Below are 23,147 nucleotides of genomic sequence, written 5' to 3' on the forward strand. Positions count from 1 at the left end.
GCGCGCTTCGTGGACGACCTCGTGCCTCGTGCGACAGTGAGCGCATGACCGACGCCGCTGCCGCTCAGCCCGCCGCGACTCGCCCCGCCGCGACGCACCCCGACGCACCCGGCCCCCTCGACGTGCTCGTGGTCGGCTCGGTCAACCTCGACACCGGGTTCGTGCTCGACCGGCTTCCGCGCGACGGCGAGACGATCGAGAGCCGCGATGCGCAGCGCAGCGGCGGCGGCAAGGGCGCGAACCAGGCGCTCGCCGCGGCGCAGCTCGGGGCGCGCACGGCGCTGCTCGCGGCTGTCGGGCGCGACGCCGACGAAGCCCTGGCCGACCTGGTGGATGCCGGGGTCGACCTCGCGACGCTCGTTCGCATCCCCGACGCCCTCACCGGAACGGCCGTGCTGCTCGTGACCCCGGCCGACAACGCGATCGTGATCGCACCCGGCGCGAACGCGCTGCTGTCGGCGGACCACGTGCGGGCCCTCGACGAGCCCGCGGCCGCCGCGCCGAGGGTCGTCGCGCTGCAGCACGAGGTGCCGGCCGAGGTTGTCGCGGCGGCGGTCGAGCGGTGGGCCGGACGGTCACTCGTGGTGCTGAACCCCTCGCCGTGGCGTGCCGTCGCACCCGAGCTGCTCGCGCGGATCGACGTGCTCGTCGTGAACCGGCTCGAGCTCGGTGAGCTGCTCGGCATCCCCGAGCCCGCTGACCGCGCCGCCGCCGAGCGGGCGCTCGCCGACTCCGCCTTCGGAGCGCCGGGGGGATCCTCGGCCGGAGCTCCCCGGCACGTGATCGTCACGCTCGGCTCCGGCGGCGTGCTGCTGCGCACCGGCGGCGCGACCGCGCACCTGCCGGCCTTCGAGGTGGATGCGGTCGACACCGTCGGCGCCGGCGACGCCTTCCTAGGAGCGCTGGCGGCGGGGCTCGCCGCAGGCGCATCCGGCTCTCGCGGGCAGGACGCCGCATCCCTCGACCTCGCCGCGCTCACCGCCGCCGCGCGCCGCGCGACCGCGGCGGCGGCGCTCGCGGTCACGGTGCGCGGCGCCCGCAACCCGTCGCTCGCGGCACCCGTGGTCGACGCGCTGCTCGCCGACGCCTGACCGAAGCGCCGCCGCGCGCCGTGCGGGCGGCGGAGAGCTCACCCTCGGGTCGCCTGTGCGCGGGGTGCTCGGGAATCGCGCGCGGCGCATGCACGGGTCTAACGTGTCTTCACGGCTCACCCGAAGCTCCGAACGGCCCGTCCCTCCGGCGGGCCCATCCCTGCAGAGAGGACCCCGCGTGACCGACGAAGACAGAGGCTCTGGCGTGCCCGGAAACGGCGCCGGAGCGAACGGCGCCCCCGGTGGCGTGCCCAGCGGCACCTCCGGCCCGGCGAGCACGCCCAGCCCCGAACGGCACCGTGACGTGGAGGTCGCCGACCTCGCCGACCGCCTCGAGAACGAGCGCGAGACGACGGGCGACCGCGGCCACGCCGAGCACGAGTTCGACAGCGAGGATGCGGGTTACCACAAGTCGCTCAAGCCCCGGCAGATCCAGATGATCGCCATCGGCGGCGCGATCGGCACCGGCCTGTTCCTCGGCGCCGGCGGACGCCTGCACGACGCCGGCCCCGCGCTCGCGATCGTCTACCTGGTCTGCGGCTTCTTCGCGTTCCTCATCCTGCGCGCGCTCGGCGAGCTCGTGCTGCACCGCCCCTCGTCGGGCTCGTTCGTCAGCTACGCCCGCGAGTTCTTCGGCGAGAAGGTCGCCTACGGCGCCGGCTGGCTCTACTTCCTCAACTGGGCGACGACCGCGATCGTCGACGTGACCGCGGTCGCGCTCTATGTGCAGTTCTGGAAGATCTACCTGCCGTGGCTGGCCGACTTCCCGACCTGGATCACCTCGCTCGTAGCGCTCGCACTGGTGCTCGGCCTCAACCTCGTCTCGGTGAAGGTCTTCGGCGAGATGGAGTTCTGGTTCGCGCTCATCAAGGTCACCGCGCTCATCGCCTTCCTCGTGGTCGGCATCGTGTTCCTGATCTTCGTCGGCAAGACGGATGTCGGCCCGACCGGTATCAGCGTGATCTCCGAGAACGGCGGGTTCTTCCCGCTCGGAGCGATACCGGGAGTACTCGCCATCACCGGCGTCGTCTTCGCCTACGCCGCGATCGAGCTCGTCGGCACCGCCGCGGGCGAGACGAAGGAGCCGGCGAAGGTCATGCCGAAGGCCGTCAACACGGTCATCGTGCGCATCGCGATCTTCTACGTCGGCTCGGTGCTGCTGCTCTCGTTCCTCCTGCCCTACACGCAGTACGGCGCGAACGAGTCCCCCTTCGTCACGTTCTTCTCGCACGTCGGCGGCAAGGAACTCAGCAATACGATCGCCTCGATCATGAACTTCGTCGTGCTGACGGCAGCTCTGTCGAGCCTCAACGCGGGGCTCTACTCGACCGGACGCATCCTGCGCTCCATGTCAGCCAACGGCTCGGCACCGAAGTTCACCGGAGTGATGAACAAGGCGGGCGTGCCCTACGGCGGCATCCTGCTGACCGCGGGGATCGCGCTGCTCGGCATCGGCCTCAACGCCTGGCTGGGTGCGAGCGAGGCGTTCAAGGTCGTGCTCGACGTCGCCGCGCTGGGCATCATCGGCGGATGGGCCACGATCATGATCTGTCAGATCCAGCTGCAGAGGTGGTCGAAGCAAGGCAAGGCGACGCGGCCGCACTTCCGGCTGTTCGGGGCGCCGTTCACGGCCTACCTGACGCTCGCATTCCTCGCCTTCGTGCTGGTCAGCGAGGCGTTCAGCGAGTCCGGACGCTGGGTGCTCGCGTCGCTCGTGGTGCTCATCCCGCTGCTGATCCTCGGCTGGTTCCTGCAGCGCAAGCGCATCCTGGAGGCCGCGCGTATCCGTGAGGGCTACACGGGTGCGTTCTCGGTGCGCGCCGAGCGTCCCAACTTCGACGCCACGCGCGACAAGCGCTGACGCTCGACGGCCCGCCTCGGCGGAGTCGGATGGGGGCCCGGATCGATCGACCCGGGCCCCTCGTCATGCGCCGGTGCGGGTGGCGGCGGATGTGGATGCGGCGGCCGCCGCAGCGGGCGCGCTCGTCGTCGCACCCGCAGCCGCGGCGGTATCCGGCCAGGCCAGAGCCGCCGCCATCCGCCCGATCGCGGGCACTCGCGTCGCGAGGCGGAACGCCCCGAGCCCGAGCGCCGCGCCCACGGTGTTGCCGATGAGGTCATCGAGCTCGAAGATGCGGCCGGTGCTGATGGTGAGGTCGCCGAGCAGCTGGGTCAGCTCGATGCCGAGGCTCAGCGCGAAGGCGACGAGGATCACGCGCGCCGCCGTCGGGCGCCGCAGCACGAGCGGCAGCAGCACGCCGGCGGCCGTGAACATCAGGATGTTGAGCAGCATCCCGCTCGGATCGGCCGGCACGTCGACGAACGGCACGAGGTTCACGAGCACCGCGATCGGCGGGAGGTCGTGGCGGGCCGAGCCGATGACGATGTCGGCCGGAAGCAGCGTCGAGCGCAGCACGCCGGTGCCGTAGACGACCAGCGCGGCCGCCAGCACGGCGCGCGGGACGGTCATCCGACCGCCGCGCCGAAGCCTCCCGAGCAGCAGCGCGAACACGATCGCGCCGAGCGGCACGAGCACCGGCATCGCCGGGATCTCGAGAGTCATGCGCGGAGTGCCGCGGCCGCAAGCCGAGTCGTCGAGGTCATGCCCCGATTCCAGCGGACCGGTGCGCGGTGTGCGTCAGCGCACAGGATGACGCGGCGCGCCCGGAGGATGATCCGGCGTCCGGTACTCCAGCGGGGCTCGATCGACGACCGGCGCGACCGGTGGACCAGCGCGACCGGGCGACCAGCGCGACCCGACGCGACGCCCGCGGGCGAACCCCCGACCTACGCCCCGAGCTCCTCGCGCACCGCCGCGACGAAGCGGTCGATGTCGGCCTCGGTGGTGTCCCACGCGGTCATCCAGCGCACCTGGCCGAGCGAGCGGTCCCAGTCGTAGAAGCGCACCTTCTCGCGGATGCGGTCGGCCGACTCCGGCGCGAGCTCGGCGAACACCGCGTTCGCCTGCGTCTCCTGGCTGAAGCCGAGGCCCCGGATCGAGCCGTCGGCGACGCCCGCATCCAGCTTCGACCGCAGCAGCGCCGCCATCGCGTTCGCGTGCTTCGCCGAGCGGATGCCGAGCGAGTCGCCCGAGCCGTCGCCCGCATCCTCGAACAGGGCCAGCAGCTGCGCGCTCGCGAAGCGCATCTTGCTGCTCAGCTGCATCGACAGCTTGCGCAGGTACTTCAGGCCGGTGCCGGCCTGCGGGTCGATCAGCACGATCGCCTCGACGCCGAGCAGTCCGTTCTTGGTGCCGCCGAGGCTGAGGATGTCGACGCCGGCCTCGCTCGTGAACTCGCGGAACGGAACGCCCAGGGCGGCGGCCGCGTTCCAGAGCCGCGCGCCGTCCATGTGCACGGCCATGCCGTTGCCGTGCGCGTAGTCGGCGACCGCGCGCACCTCCTCGGGCGTGTAGACGGTGCCGAGCTCGGTCGACTGGGTGATGCTGACGGCGAGCGGCTGCGCGCGGTGCTCGTCGCCCCAGCCCCACGCCTCGGTCGCGATGAGCTCGGGGGTGAGCTTGCCGTGCGGAACCGGCACCGGGTAGATCTTCACGCCGGCGATGCGCTCGGGCGCGCCGCCCTCGTCGGTGTGGATGTGCGCGTTCGCGGTGCCGATCACGGCGCCCCACGGCGGCAGGATCGACTTCAGCGACACGACGTTCGCGCCGGTGCCGTTGAACACCGGGAAGACCTCGGCGTCGTCGCCGAACTCGCGGCGGATGACCTCGCCGAGACGCTCGGTGTAGACGTCTTCGCCGTAGGCGACCTGGTGGCCCTCGTTGGCGGCGGCGATGGCCACCAGCACCTCGGGGTGGATGCCCGCGTAGTTGTCGCTGGCGAATCCGCGGTAGTCGGGGTCATGCAGGCGCTCGGTCACGGCATCCATCCTGGCATCGCGAGGCGCGGCGGCATCGTGTGCGGCGTGCACGGAAACGGCTGTGCGCGGGGGTCGAGGCGCAATATCGCTTCGCGGGGTCGCTGAGCCGCTTCCGTGCACGGGGTCAGTCGGCGGCGTCAGGTGGGCGGGCCGATCGGCGCGGTCAGGTGCGGCGGGTTCGCCGGCGAGGTCAGGCGGTGATGCGGATGACGGCGCGCGGCTTGTTCGCGCCGAGTCCGCGCGCGAAGAGCCGCTCGATGAACATCACGACGTGGTATTCGGCGCCGTACTTCGCCCGCACGGCGGCGGTCGCTCGCTCGACGTCGCCCGGCTCCGAGCTGACGGTCGCGCGCGCCTCGACCAGCGGGGCGTCCGGCTTCACCGTGCCGCTGCGCCCGCACGGCTGCACCGTCACCCGGCCGTCGTTGCGCAGCCGCTTGAGCTTGCCGGTGCCGAGCGGGGTGATGACGACCAGCGCATCCTCGTCGCGCGCGATCCACACCGGGGTCGACACGCCCTCCCCGTTCTTGCGGAACGTCGTCAGCGCGACGAACGGGGTCGAGGCGAGCGACAGCAGCGGCGAGGATTCGGGCACCCCACGAACATAGGTGGATGCGCGCCCGAAGCCGAGCGCGCATCCGCCTATGTTCCGTCGCTGTTCGTCACGACGAACGGACACCGCCTACTTGCGCAGCGCGTCCTTCCACTCGACGCGGGCGCCGAGCTTGAGCAGCGAGTTCTCATAGATGCGCGATCCGATCGCGAGCACCACGAGCGTCGACGCGATCAGCACGACCAGGGCGATCAGCGGCTCCCACCACTGCGCGTCGCCGAGGAAGAGCCGCAGCGGCATGCCGATCGCGGCCGAGAACGGCACGTACGACATCACGCTCACGACGAGCGCGTTGCTGTTGAAGAAGACGATCGCGAAGTACGGCAGCATCACGAGCATCGTCACCGGGGTCGTGGTCGAGCCGATGTCCTCCTGACGGGAGACCATCGCGCCGGTCGCCGCGAACAGGGATGCCAGCAGCACGAAGCCGAAGACGAAGAACACCACGAACCACACCAGCGGAGCGCCGAGCAGCTGCAGGATCTCGGTCTGACCCGTCACGGTCAGCCCGACCACCCCCGCCGCGGCGATCAACGCGATCTGCCCGAAGGCCAGCACCGACGAGCCGAGCACCTTGCCCGCCATGAGGGCGCGAGCCGGCACCGCGGCGACGAGGATCTCGATCACGCGCGTCGACTTCTCTTCGACCACCGACTGGGCGATCGTCTGCCCGAAGGTCATCGCGGCGGAGAAGAACACGATGCCGAAGGCGAGCGCCACGAGGTAGCGCAGGTTGCCGTCCTTCGCATCGGGATCGAGCAGCGTCACCTTCGGCGTCACGCTGAGCTGCTGCACGAGCGAGCCGGGCGCCTCGTCGTTCGCGACGATGGTCAGTTTCGTCGGCGAGGTCGCGTCAGGCACGATCGCCGCATCCACCTCGCCCGACTCCACGAGCTTCTCGGCGGCGGCGCGGTCGGCGGCATCCGTGACGGCGAGGCCCTTCTGCCCGTCGAGCAGCTGCTGCGCCTGGCCGACGACGGCGACCTTGGTCGGACCGGCGTTCGCGCCGATCAGGTTGCTGGCGATGATGCCGCCGAGCACGAGCAGCAGCAGGATGCCGGTCGAGATCAGGAACGCCTTGCTGCGCAGGCGGGCGCGGATCTCGCGGCCGGCGACGAGGCCGGCGGCCTGCGCGAGGCTCGGGGAGGAGGGCGCCCGGCCGGGGCCGGCGGCTGCGGGGCGGGCGGGGGATGCGGTGGCGGTGCTCACTGGATGACCTCCTTGAAGATCTGCGCGAGGGAACGCTGCTGGCGGGCGAAGGTGACGACATCCCCGCGGCTGACCGCCTCGCGCAGCACGGTCTGCACGGCCGCCTCGCTGTCGGCGTCGAACACGGCGAAGCCGGCGTCGAACTCGACGACGTGGATGCCGGGCTGCTCGCGCAGCCAGCCCGCGTCGGCCGATCCGAGCAGCTCGTAGCGCAGCCCGGAGTGCTGCTGGCGCAGCTCGGCGGTCGAGCCGGAGGCGCGGATCGTGCCGCCGGCGATGATCACCAGGTCGTCGCAGAGGCGCTCGACGATGTCGAGCTGGTGGCTCGAGAACAGCACGGGAACCCCGGCCTGCGCGCGATCCTTGAGCACGCCCACGACGGTGTCGACGGCGAGCGGGTCGAGGCCCGAGAACGGCTCGTCGAGGATCAGCACCTCGGGCCGGTGCACGAGCGCGGCGGCGATCTGCGCGCGCTGCTGGTTGCCGAGGCTGAGCTTCTCGATCTCGTCGTCGCGGCGCTCGCCGAGCCCGAGCTGGTCGATCAGCTCGTCGGCGTTGTGCTTCGCGCCGGCGGGGTCGAAGCCGTGCAGCCGTGCGAGGTAGACGAGCTGCTCGGTGAGCTTCATCTTCGGGTAGAGGCCGCGCTCTTCGGGCATGTAGCCGAAGCGGCGGCGGTCACCCGCACCGAGACGGGCGCCGTCGAGCGCGACCGTGCCGGCATCCGCATCCAGCACACCGAGGATGATGCGCATCGTCGTGGTCTTGCCGGCGCCGTTGCCGCCGACGAAGCCGGTCATGCGGCCCTCGACCACATCGAATCCGACGTCGTCGAGCACGGTGCGGCTTCCGTACCTCTTCTGGAGTCCTCTGACTTCGAGCATGCTTCGACGCTACGGATGTCGGGTGCCTCGCGCCTCAGCCCTGGGTCGGGTCTCTCGCCCGAGCGCGCCCCGGGGTCTCTCCCCCTCAGGGGGGAGGCGCGGGGCACGGTTCGCGCGGGTGCGCCTCCCCGCCGCCGGCACCGGTGGGTGGGGATGAGCGCGGGCGGGAGTGGGGGATGAGTGCGGCGATCGCGTGGGTGGCCATGAAGTGCACGCGACACGCCGGGCGGGCGTGTGTTCTCTGGCCACCCAGCGCCGGGGACGGGCGTGGGTGGCCACGAAGTGCACGCGACACGCCGGGCGCACGTGTGCTTTCTGGCCACCCAGGTCGGAGATGTTCGCGGGTCAGGGTGGACGCTGGTCAGGCGACTCGCGGGGCGGGGGCGGTCAGGCGGACGGCGCGACGAAGCCCGAGTCGTAGGCCCAGACGACAGCCTGCACGCGGTCGCGCACGCGGAGCTTGAGCAGCACGTTCGACACGTGCGTCTTCACGGTCGCCTCGCCGACCACCAGCTCGGCCGCGATCTCGGCGTTCGAGAGTCCGCGGGCGACGTGCCCGAGCACCTCCGCCTCGCGCTCGGTGAGCAGGGCGGCCTCCGGCGGCAGGACGGTGGATGCGCGAGGCGCGTCGGCGCCGGCGTGGGCGTCGGCGTCGGGTCCGGCGCTCGGCCGCGTCGCCTCGCGTCCGTCGCCCGGTGCGACCGCGTCCGGCCCTACCGCGCCCGGCCCTGCCGCGCCCGACCCGGCCAGCTCGGCCGCTCCGGCGCCGAACCGACCTCCCGCCGCATCCGCCCCGCCCGCGCGGACGCCCGCGCCGAAGCGCTCGATCACCCGCCGGGTCACCTCGGGCGAGAGCAGCGCATCCCCGGCCGCGAGCACGCGCACGGCCTCGGCCAGGTGCTCGGGCCGCGCGGTCTTGAGCAGGAACCCGCTCGCGCCCGCGGCCAGGGCCCGGAACAGGTAGTCGTCGCTGTCGAAGGTCGTGAGCACGAGGATGGCGGCGCGCGACCCGGCGTCGACGATGCGGCGGGTCGCCTCGAGGCCGTCGATTCCGGGCATCTGCACGTCCATGCAGATCACGTCGGGGTCGAGCTCGGCGGCGGCGCTGACGGCCGCGATCCCGTCGCCGGCCTCGCCGATGACCTCGACGCCGGGCTGCGCCGACAGGATCGCGCGGAATCCGGTGCGCACGAGCTCCTGATCATCGACGAGCAGCACGCGCACGGCGCTCGAGGCGGGCGGGGCGGATGCGGCGGGCGGCGTGGATGCGGCAGGTGCGGTCACGGGGTCGCTCACGGTCGGCTCTCCGTCGGCTCGGGGGTGGATGCGCTGGGCCCGGTGGGTGCGGCGGAGGCCTCGCCGCTGGATGGAGCGGTGCCGTCAACCGGGGAGGCGGAAGGGCTTCCCACGACCGGCGCCCCGCTCGCGACCGGCACGACCGCCCGCACGAGATACCCGCCGCGCGACCGCGGCCCCGCCTCGAGGAAGCCGCCGCTCGCGGCGACGCGCTCGCGCATCCCGATCTGGCCGAGTCCGCCGGTCGACCGACGAGCGGCGACCGAGCCGGTGTTGCCGATCTCGAGCTCGATGGTCTCGGGCAGGTAGCGCAGTCGCACGTCGGCGGTCGCCTCGGGCCCGGCGTGCTTGCGCACGTTCGTCAGCGACTCCTGCGCGATGCGGAACAGGTTCAGGCTCACGACCGCCGGCAGCGACCGCGGTGCGCCCACGACCTCGAAGACGGTCGGCAGTCCGGTCGTCGTCGACTCCTCGACGAGCGCGGGGATGCCGCCGACGCCGAGCGCCGAGGGGGCGGTGCCGACCGCGCCGCCCACCGCATCCACCGGACCGGTGTCGCTGTCGCGCAGGGTCGTGAGCATCTTGCGCAGCTCGTCGATCGCGGTGCGCGAGGTGTCTTCGACCACGCCGAGCGCCGCGCGGGCCGCGGTCGGATCGGCGTCGAGCGTCACGCGCGCCGCCCCCGCCTGGATGCCCATGACCGACACGTGATGCGCCACCACGTCGTGCAGCTCGCGGGCGATGCGCACCCGATCGAGCGCGACCGCCTGCGCGGCCGTGCGCTCGCGCTCGCGCTCCAGCTCGGCGGTGCGCTGCTCGAGGTCGGATCGCTCGCGGGCCGAGATCCAGGCGCGCTCGCCGAAGAGGTAGGCGCCGCCGAAATAGAGGATGTTCGTGATGATCTGCAGCAGCGAGAACGCCACCAGCGGCGACAGCGCGCCGACCCGTGAGAAGCCGGGCAGGGCCGTCGGATCGGTCGCCGTGATGAACAGCGACACGACCAGCCAGATCAGCATCCCGGCCGTGATCACCAGCCGCGACAGCATCGCCGCGCGCCGGTTCGCCGACCATGCGCCGACCGAGCAGATCGCCAGGAACAGCGCGATGTTGCCGATCAGCGCCTCCGGCACGTGCAGCAGCTGCCCGCCGATGAACGCGACCGCGATCACGACCGCGACGAGGACGGGCCACTTGCGCCGCGCCGCCAGCGGCACCGTCACCACGACCATCCAGATCGTCGACAGCCAGCCGGGCGCGGGCTCGGGGTAGAGGCCGGCGACGGCGTAGAGCCCGACGCTGAGCGCGCAGGCGACGAGCAGCCCCAGCGCGACCGCGGCGTCGATCCGCAGGTCGGCGCGTGTCGGCGCGGGCCGCCGCCAGCCGGACTGATCGGGAGTGTCGCTCACCTCACCAGGGTAGGGAGGGCGGATGCGCGGCGCCTCCCTCTCGCGGCGGAGCCGGTGGCATTCCGGGCCTCGATCGATCGGGGGGTGTGCACGGCGGTCAGGTGCGCAGCGCCGCGAGGGCGGCGCTCGCCGCGGCGGCGATCAGCGCGTCGTCGTAGTCGGCGTCGGGGTCGCCGGTCGCGTCGCGCGAGCTGAGCACCGCGATCACGATCGGGGCGGCCCCGTTCGGCGGATGCACGACCGCGAGGTCGTTGCGCGTGCCGTAGCCGGCGGCACCGGACTTGTCGCCGGCCGTCCATCCCGCCGGCAGCCCGGCGCGGATCAGCGTCGATCCGGTCTGCGAACGGTCGAGCCAGCCGAGCAGAGCCGCGCGCTCCGGCTGCTTCAGCGCGGCGCCGCGTCCGCCGAGCGTGAGCGCGCGCAGGTCGGCCACGAGCGCCCGCGGCGTGCTCGTGTCGCGCGGATCTCCCGGCGTCGCCGTGTTCAGCTCGGGCTCGGTGCGGTCGACGCGCGTCGTGCGGTCGCCGAGCTTCCGCAGCTCGCGCTGCAGCGCATCCACTCCGCCGAGCCGTTCGAACAGCAGGTTGCCGGCCGTGTTGTCGCTCAGCTCGACGGCCGCCGCCGCGACCTCGCCGAGGGTCATGGTGCCGCCGGCGTGCTGCTCGGTGACGGGGGAGTAGTCGATCAGCGGAGCGGACGGGATCGCGACCGGGTCATCGAGTGCCGCGACACCCTCGCGCCGCAGCACGAGTCCGGCCGCGAGCGCCTTGAGCGTCGAGGCGTGCGCGAAGCGGGCGTCGGCGTTCCAGGTGACGGAGCGTCCGGTGGCGGTGTCGGTCGCGATCACGCCGAGCCGGGCGCCGTACCGCTGCTCGAGTGCCGCGAGGTCGAGTGCGGTCGCGCGGCCGTGCTGCTCGGTCGAGCCCGTCGAGTCGGCGGCGGCCGTGGATGCGCGACTCGCGTCCGCCGCCGGCGTCGCATCCGCCGGCGCGGCCGTCGCACATCCCGCCAGCAGAGCAACGAGCACGGGTGCGGCGAGAAGGGCGGAGCGGTGGTGGCGCATCCCCCATCCTCAGCACGCCCACCTCCGCGCCACCCGACAGCCGCCATCGGCGTGAGTGGGGCCACGACGGCACCGCCCGCACAGCCGAATCCGGCGCCCCGACTGCCGGGGCCCGAATCCGGCGCCCCGACTGCCTGCACCCGAATCCGGGCTCCCGTCTCCCGTCTCCCGGGCCCGGCCCACATCCCGAGCACGGAAGCTCCTCAGCCGCTCAGCTCCTCAGCCGCTCAGCTCCTGAGCCCCCAACCGCTCAGCCGCGCAGCGGCCCCGTCTCGCCGAAGCGCTCGCCCGAGACGACCTGCTCGGCCAGGCGGCGCAGGGCGAGCAGCAGCGGCTCGACCAGCACGGTGCCGAGCACGACGTAGCGCACGGCGGCCTCGGCCGATTCGGTCGGGATGCCGTCGATCTCCGCCTGCGCGATGTCGCGGGCGGCGCGGCCGTAGGCGTCGAGCACGCCCGGTGCAAGGTCGAAGCCGCCGTCGCGCAGCCCTTGCAATCCCGCGGCGACGGCGCCGAGCACGGCCGGGTCGCAGCTCTCGGTGTGCCAGCCCCATCCGCTCGTGATCGCGCGCACCTCGTCGACGTCGGCGGACGCATCCAGCGGTGGAGTGATCGCGTTGTGCGCCGTTCCGAGCAGGTCGATCGCGGCCGGCGGCTCGTCGATGGCGGCGAGGATGGCGCGCGCCTGCGCGATGCTCACGCCGCCCGCCCCGAGCAGCGCGCGCACGAGCCGCAGCCGTGCGACGTGACTGTCGTCGTAGAGCGCCTGCGTCGCGGCCGTGCGCTCGCCCTCGTGCAGCAGCCCTTCGCGCAGGTAGTACTTCACGGTCGCGACGGGCACGCCGGATGCGGCGGCGAGCTGCGAGATGCGCATCCACGCTCCTGGGATCGGGACGGAACCGGGGGTCTTGACATTGGAGAGTAGCACTATCCATTATTGGAGAGTTCAACTATCCAATCGGATGCGGCGCCGCGCGGCACCGCGCGACACTGCGCAACGCCACGCGAGGCACCGCCGCGTGACTCGCCGCATCCACCCGTCATCGCTCGACCAGGAGGCGCGAGATGCCGAAGATCTTCCCGGGTCGCATGACCCACCACCACGAAGGCGAGCTCGTCGTCTTCCACATCGGGATGCGCATCAACAAGCTGTGGCGCCCCGACCTCTGGCTGCCCGTGCTGCGCGCGATGGGGCCGATGCTGATCGAGCTGTCGAAGGATCCCGACTCGGGCCTGCTCGGCTTCACGCCGCTGTTCGGCCGCAACGGGCCCTACATCGTGCAGTACTGGAGCAGCATCGAGAAGCTCTACGCCTACGCCTCGAACCAGGATGCGGCGCACCGCCCCGCCTGGACCGCCTTCAACGCGAAAGCGCGCAAGGCCCCGGCCGCGGTCGGCATCTGGCACGAGACGTTCCACGTGGAACGCGCCGAGACGATGTACGTCGGCATGCCGAAGACCGGGCTGCCCGCCGCGACCGAGCACGTAGCGGTCACGCCGCGCGGCAACCGCGCGCGCGACCGCTACGCCGTCGGCCGCACCACGGGCGCGGCCGGCTGACGCGTCAGGCGGTGGTCGCCGTGATGCCGCGGGTCGACTCGATCACGTCGGTCATCTTCTTGTTCAGCGCCTCGTAGAACATCGAGAGCGGGAACTCGTCGTCGAGCACGGCGTCGGTGTAGCCCTTGGGCGCGCCGGCGAGGATCTCGTCCGACAGGCCGCGGGCCCAGGCGGATGCGGGGTTCGGCGTGAGCGTGCCGCGCACGAGCTCGTAGGCGGCGAGCCAGTGCACCGTCTTCGGGCGGTCGATGCTGCGCCAGTAGAGCTCGTTGATCGCATCCGACAGCGCGATGACCGCGGCCGGCAGGGCGACCCAGTCGATCGCGAGCTGCGTGTCGGTCCAGTGCAGCACGCCGCGCTGGTGCAACCAGGCGAACAGCAGCTGCCCGCCGAGTCCGTCGTAGTTGCGCACCCGCGAGCCGGTCAGCGGGAAGCGGAAGATGCGGTCGAACAGGATCGCGTGCTGCACGCGCACGGCCTGGTCGCGGATCTCGGCGGCATCCTCACCGAGTTCGGCGTCGTCGGCCTCGCCGAGGCGCACGCTCTCGCGGAACGCGGTCAGGTCGCAGCGCAGCTCCTCGAGCGAGTAGAGGAAGAACGGCATGCGCTGCTTGATCATGAACGGGTCGAACGGCAGGTCGCCGCGCATGTGCGAGCGATCGTGGATGAGGTCCCACATGACGAAGGTCTTCTCGGTCGCGGCCTGGTCGTCGAGCATCGCGGCGTCGAGCGGGGTGAGCTCGAGCTTGGTGATGTCGGCGGCGGCGCGAGTGACGCGGCGGTAGCGGGCGGCCTCGCGGTCCTGGAAGATCGCGCCCCAGGTGAACGCGGGGATCTCGCGCATCGCGACGGTCTCGGGGAACAGCACGGCCGAGTTGGTGTCGTAGCCGGCGGTGAAGTCGATCAGGCGCAGCGACAGGAACAGCTTGTTCGTGTACGTCTGCTCGAGCCGCGCGATGAACTCGGGCCAGATGACCTCGACGATCAGCGCCTCGACGTGGCGCTCGCTCGAGCCGTTCTGCGTATACATCGGGAACACGACGAGGTGGCGCAGGCCGTCGATGCGGTGCTGGGCGGGCTGGAAGGCGACCAGCGCATCCAGGAAGTCGGGCACGCCGAAACCGCCGTCGACCCAGCGCTCGAAGTCGACGATCGCGGCGTCGAGGTAGGCGGCGTCGTGCGGGAAGGCGGGAGCGAGTGCGCGGATGCCGGCGATCAGCCGGGCGACGGCGTCGCGGGCGGCGGGGTGGTCGCCGGCCTCGGGGATCGAGCCGTCTTTGATCTGCCACTGCTGCAGCTCGGTGGCGGCGGCCTTGAGCTGGAGCCAGGCGGCGGAGGTCTCGGCGATCGAGGCGTCTTCGACGACCTCGGGCTCTCCGATGACGGGAGTGGTGCTGTGGGTGGATGCATGGGCGATCGACATGATGACGCCTCCTCTCGCTTCCAGGCTAGGAAGAGAGGCCGCCATCGCGTCGGGCGTCGCGCGCTGAAAACCTGCGTCTGATTCGGCTCCGGCGCAGTTAAAGCGCGCCCCAGTCGCCCCCACGCGCGATGTCGGCCGCGCGAGCCTGCCGGTCAGTCGCGCGAGGCGCGCGGGATCACGAGCGGCGTGCCCGTCTCGGGATCGGGGATGACGACGCACGCCAGCCCGAACACCTCCTCGACGAGCTCGGCCGTCACGATCTCGCGCGGGGCGCCCTCGGCGACGACCCGGCCGTCCTTCATGGCGATGAGGTGCGTCGCGTAGCGCGCCGCCTGGTTGAGCTCGTGCAGCACGGCGACCACGGTCGTGCCGTCGCGGTGCAGTCGCGCGAACAGGTCGAGCAGCTCGACCTGGTGCGCGATGTCGAGGAAGGTCGTCGGCTCGTCGAGCAGCAGGATCGGCGTCTGCTGCGCGAGCGCCATCGCGGCCCACACGCGCTGCCGCTGACCGCCGGAGAGCTCGCTGACCTGCCGGTCGGCGAGCGCATCCACCTCGGTCGCGACCATCGCCTGCTCGACGGCGTGCTCGTCGGCGCTCGTCCACTGCCGGAACAGGCCCTGGTGCGGGTAGCGCCCGCGCGACACGAGGTCGCTGACGGTGATGCCGTCGGGCGCCGTCGAGCTCTGCGGCAGCAGGCCGACCACGCGCGCGGCCTCCTTCGGCGCGTAGCTCGCGATCGCCTTGCCGTCGAGCACGACCTGGCCCGAGGTCGGCGTGAGCAGCCGTGACAGCGCGCGCAGCAGCGTCGACTTGCCGCAGGCGTTCGGGCCGACGATCACGGTGAACGAGCGGTCGGGGATGTCGACGGCCAGGTTCTCGGCGATGACGCGGCGGTCGTAGGCGAGGGTCACGTCGCGCGCCTGCAGCCGGGCGGCGGAGGTTGCGGTGGTGTCGGTCATCGGCGTCGCGCCTCCCGGATGAGCAGCCAGATCAGGTACCCGCCGCCGACGCACACCGTGACGACGCCGACCGGAACCCCGGGCAGCGCGTTCTGTGCGACCTGGTCGGCGCCGAGCAGCAGCACCGCGCCGAGCAGGGCGCTCGCGGCGAGGGGGATGCCGGGGCCGCGGGTGAGACGCGCGGCGATCTGCGGCGCGGCGAGGGAGATGAAGGCGATGGGGCCGGTCACGGCGGTCGCGACGGCGGTGAGCGCGACGCCGATCGCGACGAGCGCGAGCCGGGAGGGCTCGACGCGAAGGCCGTGCGCGCGGGCCGAGTCGTCGCCGAGCTCGAGCTGGCGCAGGCGCGGCGCGAGCATGACGACGGCGACGCCGAGCAGGGCGAGGATGACGACGGCCGGCACGAGGTGCGCCCAGTCGACGGTCGAGAGCGAGCCGGCGCCCCACACCGACGCGGCCATCGCGACCTCGGCCTTCGCGCGCAGCCGGATCCACACGTTGATCGCCGCGAGCACTCCGGTCACGCCGATGCCGACGATGATCAGCCGGAAGCCGTCGATGCCGCGGCGGAACGCCAGCAGGTAGACCACGAGCGCGGTGACGAGTCCGCCGGCGAGGGCGCCGAACTCGACCGGCACGAGGCCGCCGAGCACGATCGTCACGATCAGCGCACCCGTGTACGAGCCGGTCGAGAAGCCGATGATGTCGGGGGAGCCGAGCGGGTTGCGGCTGAGGGTCTGGAAGATCGCGCCCGAGACCGCGAGCGCGGCCCCGAACGCGAGCGCGGCGATCGTGCGCGGCATCCTCCACTCGACGACCACCTGGTGGTCGAAGCTCTCGCGGTCGCCGAACGCCTGGATGACCTCGAGCGGCGTGAGCTGGTAGCGGCCGAGGCAGATCGCGAGCACGAAGCCGACGACCACGACGACGGCGAGCACGAGGATGATCGCGCGGCGTCGCGTGCGCAGGCGGGCTCCCGCGCGGCGAGCGGGGCGCTCCTGCGCGGTCGGCGTCGTGGGGCGGCCGGGCCGACCGGTCGTCGCCGCGCTCACAGGCTGCTCATCCGTCGCGAGCGGGCGATGCCGATGAGCACGGGGGCGCCGAGGACGGCGGTGACGATGCCGACCGGCAGCTCGCCCGGGTAGAGCGCGACGCGGCCGAGAACATCCGCCGCCAGCAGCAGCACGGGGGCGAGCACGAGCGTGTAGGCGAGGATCCAGCGCTGGTCGGGGCCGGTCACGAAGCGCGCCGCGTGCGGCACCATGAGCCCGACGAAGGCGATGGGCCCGGCGATCGCGGTCGCGCCGCCGGCGAGCAGCGTGACGGCGGCGATCGACAGGCCGCGCACGAGGGCGACGTTGGCGCCGAGCGAGCGGGCGAGGTCGTCGCCGAGCGCGACCGCGTTGAGCGGGCCGCCGAGGGCGAGGGCGAGGATCGCGCCGACCGCGAGGAACGGCAGCACGGGCAGCAGGTCGGGCCAGTCGCGGTCCTGCAGCGAACCGGCGTTCCAGGCGCGCAGCACGTCGAATGTCTTCGGGTCGAGCAGCGAGAGCGCCGTGATGACGCCGATGAGGATCGCGCTGAGCGCCGCGCCGGCGAGCGTCAGCCGGGCCGGATCGATCGCGCCGGGGCCGCCCGCGCCGATCAGGTACACCGCGACGGTCGTGAGCAGCGCGCCGCCGAGCGCGAACCAGACGTACGAGCCCGAGCCCTGGATGCCGAGCACCGCGATGCCGAGCGCGATCGCGAAGCCCGAGCCGTAGGTGACGCCGAGGATGCCGGGGTCGGCGAGCGGGTTGCGCGTCACCGCCTGCACGAGGGCGCCGGAGAGCCCGAGCGCGATGCCGGCGGCGATGCCGATCGCGGTGCGCGGCAGGCGCGACTCGACGACGACGCTCGCCTCGGTTCCCGCCGGGGGCTTGCCGTCGAACAGGTCCTGCAGCGCCTGGAGCACGTGGTCGAGCGGGATGCCGCGCGAGCCGACGGCGAGACTCAGTGCGATCGCGACGGCCAGCGCGACGATGCCGATGAGCAGCCCGAGCAGCCGCACGGTGGCGGGCCGCATCCGGGCGCGCCGAGCCGCGAGGCGCTGCTCGGCGGTCTCCTCGACGGCTCGGGTTGACGTCACGAGAGCTTAGGCTAACCTAAGTCCGCGCCCCGCCCGCTGAGGGCGTCGCACCGCGCCGCGACAGCATCCGCCGCGCACCCCTGCACCCGGCTCACGCCGCTTCGTCATACCCGGAAGACACCACACGCTCATGAAGAGAACCCCTCTGCTGCTCGCCGCCGCCGCGGTCATCGCGGTCGTGCTCAGCGCCTGCTCGACCGGCTCCGGCTCGGCCGGCGGATCCGACTCCGGCTCCGACGCCGCCGGCTCGTTCCCGGCGAAGGTCGCCACCAAGTTCGGCACCATCGAGGTCAAGGAGGCGCCGAAGCGCGTCGTCGCGCTCGGCTGGGGCGACGCCGAGACCGCGCTGAGCTTCGGCGTCAAGCCGGTCGGCGCGAGCGACTGGCTCGGCTTCGGCGGCAAGGGAGTCGGCCCCTGGGCCGAGAAGCTCTACGGCTCGGTCAAGCCCGAGATCATCAAGACGCTCGAGCCCGACTACGAGCAGATCGCGAACCTCAAGCCCGACCTCATCCTCGACACCCACGGTCTCGGCGACGAGAAGCGCTACAACAAGCTCAAGTCGATCGCCACCACGATCAGCGTGCCGAAGGGCGGCGAGAACTACCTCACGACCCTCGAGCAGCAGACGACCATGATCGGCGAGGCCCTCGGCCAGCCCGACAAGGCGAAGCAGCTGCTCGACACCGTCGAGAAGAACGCCAAGGCCGCCGCCGACGCCCACCCCGAGTGGGCCGGCAAGAGCGCGACCGTCGCCGCCTACACGAGCGAGGGATGGGGCGCCTACGTCGACGGCGACGCCCGCCTCGCCTTCCTGCAGCGCCTCGGCTTCGTGCAGAACCCGACGATCGCGGCGATGAAGGCCGACAGCTTCTCGGTGTCGATCTCGTCAGAGCAGCTGGACCTGCTGAACGCCGACCTCGTCGTCGCCTTCCCGATCTTCATCGAGGCGTCGAAGATCACCGAGCAGCCGCTGTGGAGCAAGGTGGCCGCCGTCGAGGCCGGCCACAGCATCGTGATCACCGACCAGGACATCCAGTCGGCGTTCTCGAGCGGCACCCCGCTCGCGCAGGACTACCTGCTGAAGAACTTCGTCCCGCTGATCGAGAAGGCCGTCCCGGCCAGCTGATCCGCTGACGAGAACGACGGAGCCCCGGTGGATGCGCCCACCGGGGCTCCGTCGCGTCCGGCGCCGCGCGAGACGAAGTGACGGGTCAGGGGCGGCGGCGTCGCTGTCCGACCGGAGGGACCTCCAGGATCGGCACCGCCCGCTTCATGAATTCGTCGAAGTCGGGCACCGTGAAGGCGGCGTAGCCGTGTTCGGGCGTGTAGAGGAGTCCCATCTCGATGAGCTCGGCACGCGTGGGGCCGAGCTGGGTCGATGTTCGGTCGAGCAACGCGGCGACATCCGACGCCTTCTGCGGGGCCGACCCGAGTTCAGCCATCGCCCTCATGTACGCGGTCTGCAGCGGCGTAGCCCGATCGAGTCGAACGCGGAAGAACGAGCCGTCGAGCTTGGCTTCGTACGCCCCCTTCGCGAGTTCGATGTGCTCGGCCGAGATCCTGTTGTTCTCCGCGACCGTCCAGACCTGATAGCCGAGTTCCTGGATGAAGTACGGGTAGCCGTGAGTGATCTCGATCGCTGCCTCGACCGCGCCGGGTTCGTAGATCGCACCCTCTGCGGCGGCCGGCTCGACGAGTGCCAGCCGGGCGTCTTCGTCGCCGAGCGAACCGATGCTCGGGAACTTGAAGAGCCGCTCGGCGTAGGACTTCGCATCGCCGGCGAGCTCGGCGATCTGCGGCAGGCCGGCCCCAACGAAAGTGACGGGCAGGCTGCGCTGAACGGTCTTGTGGATCGCCTGGATGAGCGATTCGAGCTGCGGAGTCTCGAGGAACTGCACTTCGTCGATGAGCAGCGCGAGTCCTCGTCCGTGTTCGGACGCCGCCTCTCCGATGGCGACCAGCACGTCGGTCAGGTCCATGGCGAGGTCACCATGGTCGGCGATCCCCTCAGCTGGCGGGATGTCCCATCCGATCGACCAGGTTCCGGTCGAGTCGACCGAGGCGGAGAAAGCGCTGAGCGCCTCTGCGGCGCGACGGGCTCGATCCGACCATCGAGCCCGCGGCGACATCCGGAGCAGTGATGCCTTGAGCTGCGAGGCGAGGGTCTGGCGGAAACGGTTCTCGCCGTGTTTGACGGCTTCGAACTCGATGACCTCCCACCCCTCTTCCTGCGCGATCGTGCGGAACGAGTTGAGCAGCACCGTCTTGCCGACGCCACGGAGGCCGGTGATGATCATCGACTGCTCGGTTCGTCCACGCCGGAGGCGGCGGAGCAGAGTGCGGAACGCCTGCGTCTGCTCATCGCGTCCGATCAGGATCTCGGGACGAGCTCCTGCGTTCGGCGTGTAGGGATTGTCGACGGCGTCCACGCGCTCAGTTTAGGAGATTTAGTGCGCTTTAGCCGATCTGGATAAAAACGCCTAAAGCTAGCAATCCCTTGCGCTCAGCAATGCCAGACTGGACCTGTGCTGGGGGCGCTGACGGGATTCGCGATCATCGCGGTCATCATCGCCGTGGGCTACCTCATCGCGCGGCTCGAGGTGCTGCCCGACGGCGCCGGGCTCGTGCTCAACCGCACCGCCTTCTTCGTCGGCAGCCCGGCGCTGCTGTTCACGGTGCTCGCCCGCGCCGACCTGTCGACGGTGTTCTCGCCGTTCCTCGTCGCCGCGTTCGTCGGCGCCCTCGTCGCCGCGCTGCTGTTCGTGCTCGCGTCGCGCCTGCTGTTCCGGATGCGCTTCGGCGACACGGTCGTCGGCGCCGCGGCATCCGGCTACGTCAACGCCAACAACATCGGCCTGCCGGTCGCGACCTACGTGATCGGCAGCACCCAGTACGTCGCCCCGGTGCTGCTGTTCCAGCTGCTGGTGTTCGCGCCGATCGTGCTGACGCTGCTCGATGTGACCGCGCGGGGCACGGTCTCGCTGAAGAGCGTGCTGCTCGGGCCGATCCGCAATCCCATCCTCATCGCCTCCGTCATCGGCGTGATCGTCGCGGCGACCGGCGTCGAGCTGCCCGACCCCGTGATGGCGCCGTTCGACCTCGTCGGCGGCCTTGCGATCCCGGCGATGCTCATCGCCTTCGGCATGTCGCTGCGCGGGCAACGGCCGTTCGCGGCCGGCTCGCCGCGGCGCGCGGTGCTCGTCGCCACGGCGATCAAGACGATCGCCATGCCCGCGATCACCTGGGTCATAGCCGCGCTCGTGCTGCACCTGCCCGCGGCCGAGGTCGCCGCCGCGACGGTCGTGGCCGCGCTGCCGGCGGCGCAGAACATCAACACCTACGCCGTGCGCTACAACCAGGGCGTGATGCTGGCGCGGGATGCGGTGCTGTTCTCGACGCTCGCGTCGCTGCCGGTCATCCTCGTGATCGCGCTGCTGCTGCACCCCGCCGGCTGACGAACCCTGCCGGCTGCCGAGCCGCGCCGGGTGGGAGGTTCAGACCGTCGAGTTCGACCGCACCCGGATCCAACGGCCGATGCCGCGCTCGAGCGCCTCGCTCATCCGGTCGTAGGCGGGGCCGTCGACGTCGATCAGCTCGGGAGCCTCGTTGCCGCGCTGAACCGCGACCAGGCCGAGCCGGTCGGCATCCGCGGTCCAGATCTGCACGCGCAGCTGCCCGCGATTGAGGTGGCCGTCGGGCATCGGCGCGTGCTGCGCGGGGTCGCCGCTGCGGAATCGCGCGACGACGTCGTCGACGGCGGCGGAGCCGCCGTCCGGGTAGGCGACCGAGTGCCGACGTCGCAGCGGGGAGCCGGTCGCCGAGCGCACGATGCGCTTGCTGCGCACGATCGCCATGACGACGCGGCCGATGCCGAACAGCGTGATCAGTGCGACGATCAGCCACACCACGACGGCGTTCTCGCCGAGCAGGCTCGGCACGAGCGCCAGCAGCGCTGCGACGGCGAAGGTGAGCAGCGCGGTGATCAGCCAGATCGCGGTGTCGCGGGGATCGCGAGCCCAGCGGTAGCCGGGCAGCCCGGCGAGAGTTCGCTCGGCGGGGTAGTAGGTCCACATCGTCGGCAGGAAGAACTCCACGAAGACGAGACCAGTTCGCCTCCCGCCGCCGACGTCAGAAGATCATCGGGCGGTCGTCGTCATCCTCGTCGTCGGCACCCAGGTCGAGGTCGACGACGACGGGCACGTGGTCGCTCGGGGCGTCGCCCTTGCGCTCGTTCCGGTGGATGCCCGCCCCCGCGACCAGGTCGGCGAAGGGCTTCGAGCCGAGGATGAAGTCGATGCGCAGGCCCTCGTTGCGCGGGAAGCGCAGCTGCTTGTAGTCCCAGTAGGTGTAGCCCTCGGGCACGAGCGGGCGCACGACATCCGTCAGCCCGCTGTCGAGCAGCGCCTGGAAGGCGGCGCGCTCCGGCGGCGACACGTGCGTCGAGACGCCCTCGATGATCGTCGGGTCGCCGTTGTCGGCGTCGGTGGGGGCGATGTTGAAGTCGCCGGTCAGGGCGATGGGGCCGTCGGGGTTGGCGCGCATCCAGTCGGCGGTCGAGCTGCGCAGCGCCTCGAGCCATTCGAGCTTGTAGGTGTAGTGCGGGTCGGTGAGGCCGCGGCCGTTGGGAACGTAGAGGCTCCACACCCGCACGCCGTTCACGGTCGCGCCGAGCGCGCGCGGCTCGAGCGGCAGATCCGGACCCTCGCTGCCCTTGAGGAAGCCGGGCATGCCCTCGAAGGTGTTCGCCACATCCTCGAGCCCCAGGCGGCTCGCGATCGCGACGCCGTTCCACTGGTTGAGGCCGTGCGTCACGACCTCGTAGCCGGCGGCCTCGAACTCGGCGTGCGGGAACTGCGCGTCTTTGCACTTGATCTCCTGCATCGCCAGCACGTCGACCTCTTCGCGGCCGAGCCAGTCGACGATGCGGCCGACCCGCGCGCGGACCGAGTTGACGTTCCAGGTGGCGATGCGCATGCCCCAACGCTAGCGGCGGCGGGCGACAGAGGCGGATGGGCGGCGCGGGCGCCGCCCACCGGTGGGGCTCAGTCGTCGTAGTGGTAGCGCGCCTGCAGGACCTCGACGTGGGTCGCGGTCACCCGGTAGACGAGCCGGTTGGTCTCGTCGATGCGTCGTGACCAGCACCCGGCGAGGGCGTGCTTGAGCGCCTCCGGCTTGCCGATCCCGGTGAAGGGGTCGTCGGTGAGCACATCCCGGATCAGGCTGTTGATGCGCTTCAGGGTCTTGCGGTCCTGGCCCTGCCAGTAGAGGTAGTCCTCCCAGGCCTCGTCGGTGAAGCTGACCTGCCGGGCTGTCACTCGTCGATCAGGTCGCGTTCGCGAGCATCACCGGCTCGCGCCTGCTCGAGCGACGACAGCAGGCGGCGAGCGTTGGCCGGCGACTTGAGCAGGTAGCTGGTCTCCACGAGTGCGTCGTATTCGTCCTGCGACAGGATCACGGCGTTGCCGCGCTTGGAGACGACGACGACCTCGGTCTGGTCGAGGTTGACGCGCTCGATGAGGCCGAACAGGTCGCGGCGCGCTTCGCTGGCGGTGATGCTCATGGGTGGACCTCCACTTGTACCAGAAACGGTACCACTCGGATGATGGCACCGCCCTGCCATGTGGAAGAAAGTAGAGTGA

At 71.7% G+C, this 23,147-nt stretch carries 23 protein-coding genes; 5 read left to right on the forward strand and 18 right to left on the reverse strand.

Annotated elements, in window-relative coordinates:
• The first annotated feature begins 44 nt into the window (after positions 1 to 44).
• Both BJ979_RS04235 and BJ979_RS04240 read left to right on the forward strand, forming a co-directional pair.
• The gene (locus BJ979_RS04235; protein WP_179565513.1) at positions 45 to 1,091 is read left to right on the forward strand and encodes a PfkB family carbohydrate kinase; all 1,047 of its coding nucleotides are present in this window, start codon (positions 45 to 47) and stop codon (positions 1,089 to 1,091) included.
• A gap of 304 nt (positions 1,092 to 1,395) precedes the next feature.
• Complete coding sequence (locus BJ979_RS04240; RefSeq protein WP_425502503.1) at positions 1,396 to 2,952, forward strand: amino acid permease; 1,557 nt, start codon at positions 1,396 to 1,398, stop codon at positions 2,950 to 2,952.
• Between the two features lie 63 nt (positions 2,953 to 3,015).
• Here BJ979_RS04240 and BJ979_RS04245 read toward each other — a convergent pair whose 3' ends face one another.
• The 9 genes from BJ979_RS04245 to BJ979_RS04285 form a co-directional block, all read right to left on the reverse strand.
• Complete coding sequence (locus BJ979_RS04245; RefSeq protein WP_179565517.1) at positions 3,016 to 3,654, reverse strand: VanZ family protein; 639 nt, start codon at positions 3,652 to 3,654, stop codon at positions 3,016 to 3,018.
• 224 nt (positions 3,655 to 3,878) lie between these two features.
• The gene (locus BJ979_RS04250) at positions 3,879 to 4,979 is read right to left on the reverse strand and encodes a threonine aldolase family protein (protein ID WP_179565519.1); all 1,101 of its coding nucleotides are present in this window, start codon (positions 4,977 to 4,979) and stop codon (positions 3,879 to 3,881) included.
• 181 nt (positions 4,980 to 5,160) lie between these two features.
• Positions 5,161 to 5,565: a PPOX class F420-dependent oxidoreductase gene (locus tag BJ979_RS04255; RefSeq protein WP_343046591.1), complete on the reverse strand. Its 405-nt coding sequence runs from the start codon at positions 5,563 to 5,565 to the stop codon at positions 5,161 to 5,163.
• A gap of 87 nt (positions 5,566 to 5,652) precedes the next feature.
• Positions 5,653 to 6,792, reverse strand: a complete 1,140-nt coding sequence (locus BJ979_RS04260; RefSeq protein WP_179565521.1) for an ABC transporter permease — start codon at positions 6,790 to 6,792, stop codon at positions 5,653 to 5,655.
• Positions 6,789 to 7,673 carry an ABC transporter ATP-binding protein gene (locus BJ979_RS04265; RefSeq protein WP_179565523.1) on the reverse strand — a complete coding sequence of 295 codons (885 nt, stop codon included), beginning with the start codon at positions 7,671 to 7,673 and terminating at the stop codon, positions 6,789 to 6,791. The genes BJ979_RS04260 and BJ979_RS04265 overlap by 4 nt, the downstream gene beginning before the upstream one ends.
• A 387-nt stretch (positions 7,674 to 8,060) precedes the next feature.
• Positions 8,061 to 8,969 (reverse strand): response regulator, encoded by a 909-nt coding sequence (locus BJ979_RS04270; protein WP_425502457.1) that lies wholly within the window; start codon positions 8,967 to 8,969, stop codon positions 8,061 to 8,063.
• On the reverse strand, positions 8,966 to 10,375 hold the full coding sequence (locus BJ979_RS04275; protein ID WP_179565525.1) for a sensor histidine kinase: 1,410 nt from the start codon (positions 10,373 to 10,375) through the stop codon (positions 8,966 to 8,968). Before BJ979_RS04275 ends, BJ979_RS04270 begins: the two co-directional genes overlap by 4 nt.
• Positions 10,376 to 10,472: 97 nt before the next feature.
• The gene (bla, locus tag BJ979_RS04280; protein ID WP_179565527.1) at positions 10,473 to 11,438 is read right to left on the reverse strand and encodes a class A beta-lactamase; all 966 of its coding nucleotides are present in this window, start codon (positions 11,436 to 11,438) and stop codon (positions 10,473 to 10,475) included.
• A gap of 250 nt (positions 11,439 to 11,688) precedes the next feature.
• A complete protein-coding gene (locus BJ979_RS04285) occupies positions 11,689 to 12,312 on the reverse strand; it encodes a MerR family transcriptional regulator (protein WP_179565528.1) in 624 nt (207 codons plus the stop codon).
• A 191-nt stretch (positions 12,313 to 12,503) separates the two neighbouring features.
• Here BJ979_RS04285 and BJ979_RS04290 point away from each other — a divergent pair, with 191 nt between their 5' ends.
• Positions 12,504 to 12,998, forward strand: coding sequence for a DUF4188 domain-containing protein (locus BJ979_RS04290; RefSeq protein WP_179565530.1), 495 nt, complete (start codon positions 12,504 to 12,506; stop codon positions 12,996 to 12,998).
• A 4-nt stretch (positions 12,999 to 13,002) separates the two neighbouring features.
• Here the strand turns inward: BJ979_RS04290 and BJ979_RS04295 are convergent, their stop codons facing one another.
• The 4 genes from BJ979_RS04295 to BJ979_RS04310 form a co-directional block, all read right to left on the reverse strand.
• Positions 13,003 to 14,421, reverse strand: a complete 1,419-nt coding sequence (locus tag BJ979_RS04295) for a DUF6421 family protein (RefSeq protein ID WP_179565532.1) — start codon at positions 14,419 to 14,421, stop codon at positions 13,003 to 13,005.
• 152 nt (positions 14,422 to 14,573) lie between these two features.
• A complete protein-coding gene (locus BJ979_RS04300) occupies positions 14,574 to 15,380 on the reverse strand; it encodes an ABC transporter ATP-binding protein (RefSeq protein WP_179565534.1) in 807 nt (268 codons plus the stop codon).
• Positions 15,377 to 16,432 (reverse strand): FecCD family ABC transporter permease, encoded by a 1,056-nt coding sequence (locus tag BJ979_RS04305; protein WP_179565536.1) that lies wholly within the window; start codon positions 16,430 to 16,432, stop codon positions 15,377 to 15,379. The genes BJ979_RS04300 and BJ979_RS04305 overlap by 4 nt, the downstream gene beginning before the upstream one ends.
• Positions 16,429 to 17,508: a FecCD family ABC transporter permease gene (locus tag BJ979_RS04310; protein ID WP_343046592.1), complete on the reverse strand. Its 1,080-nt coding sequence runs from the start codon at positions 17,506 to 17,508 to the stop codon at positions 16,429 to 16,431. The genes BJ979_RS04305 and BJ979_RS04310 overlap by 4 nt, the downstream gene beginning before the upstream one ends.
• A gap of 130 nt (positions 17,509 to 17,638) precedes the next feature.
• On the opposite strand from BJ979_RS04310, the gene BJ979_RS04315 reads away from it, so the two are divergent.
• Positions 17,639 to 18,634 carry an iron-siderophore ABC transporter substrate-binding protein gene (locus BJ979_RS04315; RefSeq protein WP_179565538.1) on the forward strand — a complete coding sequence of 332 codons (996 nt, stop codon included), beginning with the start codon at positions 17,639 to 17,641 and terminating at the stop codon, positions 18,632 to 18,634.
• Between the two features lie 85 nt (positions 18,635 to 18,719).
• Here the strand turns inward: BJ979_RS04315 and BJ979_RS04320 are convergent, their stop codons facing one another.
• Positions 18,720 to 19,937 carry an ATP-binding protein gene (locus tag BJ979_RS04320; RefSeq protein ID WP_179565540.1) on the reverse strand — a complete coding sequence of 406 codons (1,218 nt, stop codon included), beginning with the start codon at positions 19,935 to 19,937 and terminating at the stop codon, positions 18,720 to 18,722.
• A 96-nt stretch (positions 19,938 to 20,033) separates the two neighbouring features.
• Here BJ979_RS04320 and BJ979_RS04325 point away from each other — a divergent pair, with 96 nt between their 5' ends.
• Positions 20,034 to 20,963, forward strand: a complete 930-nt coding sequence (locus BJ979_RS04325; RefSeq protein ID WP_179565542.1) for an AEC family transporter — start codon at positions 20,034 to 20,036, stop codon at positions 20,961 to 20,963.
• Positions 20,964 to 21,002: 39 nt separating this feature from the next.
• Here BJ979_RS04325 and BJ979_RS04330 read toward each other — a convergent pair whose 3' ends face one another.
• From BJ979_RS04330 to BJ979_RS04345, 4 genes are all read right to left on the reverse strand, one after another.
• A complete protein-coding gene (locus BJ979_RS04330; RefSeq protein ID WP_179565544.1) occupies positions 21,003 to 21,602 on the reverse strand; it encodes a hypothetical protein in 600 nt (199 codons plus the stop codon).
• Positions 21,603 to 21,636: 34 nt separating this feature from the next.
• Positions 21,637 to 22,482 carry an exodeoxyribonuclease III gene (locus tag BJ979_RS04335; protein ID WP_179565546.1) on the reverse strand — a complete coding sequence of 282 codons (846 nt, stop codon included), beginning with the start codon at positions 22,480 to 22,482 and terminating at the stop codon, positions 21,637 to 21,639.
• Positions 22,483 to 22,550: 68 nt separating this feature from the next.
• The gene (locus BJ979_RS04340; RefSeq protein WP_179565548.1) at positions 22,551 to 22,823 is read right to left on the reverse strand and encodes a Txe/YoeB family addiction module toxin; all 273 of its coding nucleotides are present in this window, start codon (positions 22,821 to 22,823) and stop codon (positions 22,551 to 22,553) included.
• Positions 22,820 to 23,068, reverse strand: a complete 249-nt coding sequence (locus tag BJ979_RS04345; RefSeq protein ID WP_179565550.1) for a type II toxin-antitoxin system Phd/YefM family antitoxin — start codon at positions 23,066 to 23,068, stop codon at positions 22,820 to 22,822. The genes BJ979_RS04340 and BJ979_RS04345 overlap by 4 nt, the downstream gene beginning before the upstream one ends.
• Positions 23,069 to 23,147: the final 79 nt, after the last annotated feature.

Origin of the sequence: Schumannella luteola, from assembly GCF_013408685.1 — a bacterium.
Taxonomy (GTDB): Bacteria; Actinomycetota; Actinomycetes; order Actinomycetales; family Microbacteriaceae; genus Schumannella; species Schumannella luteola.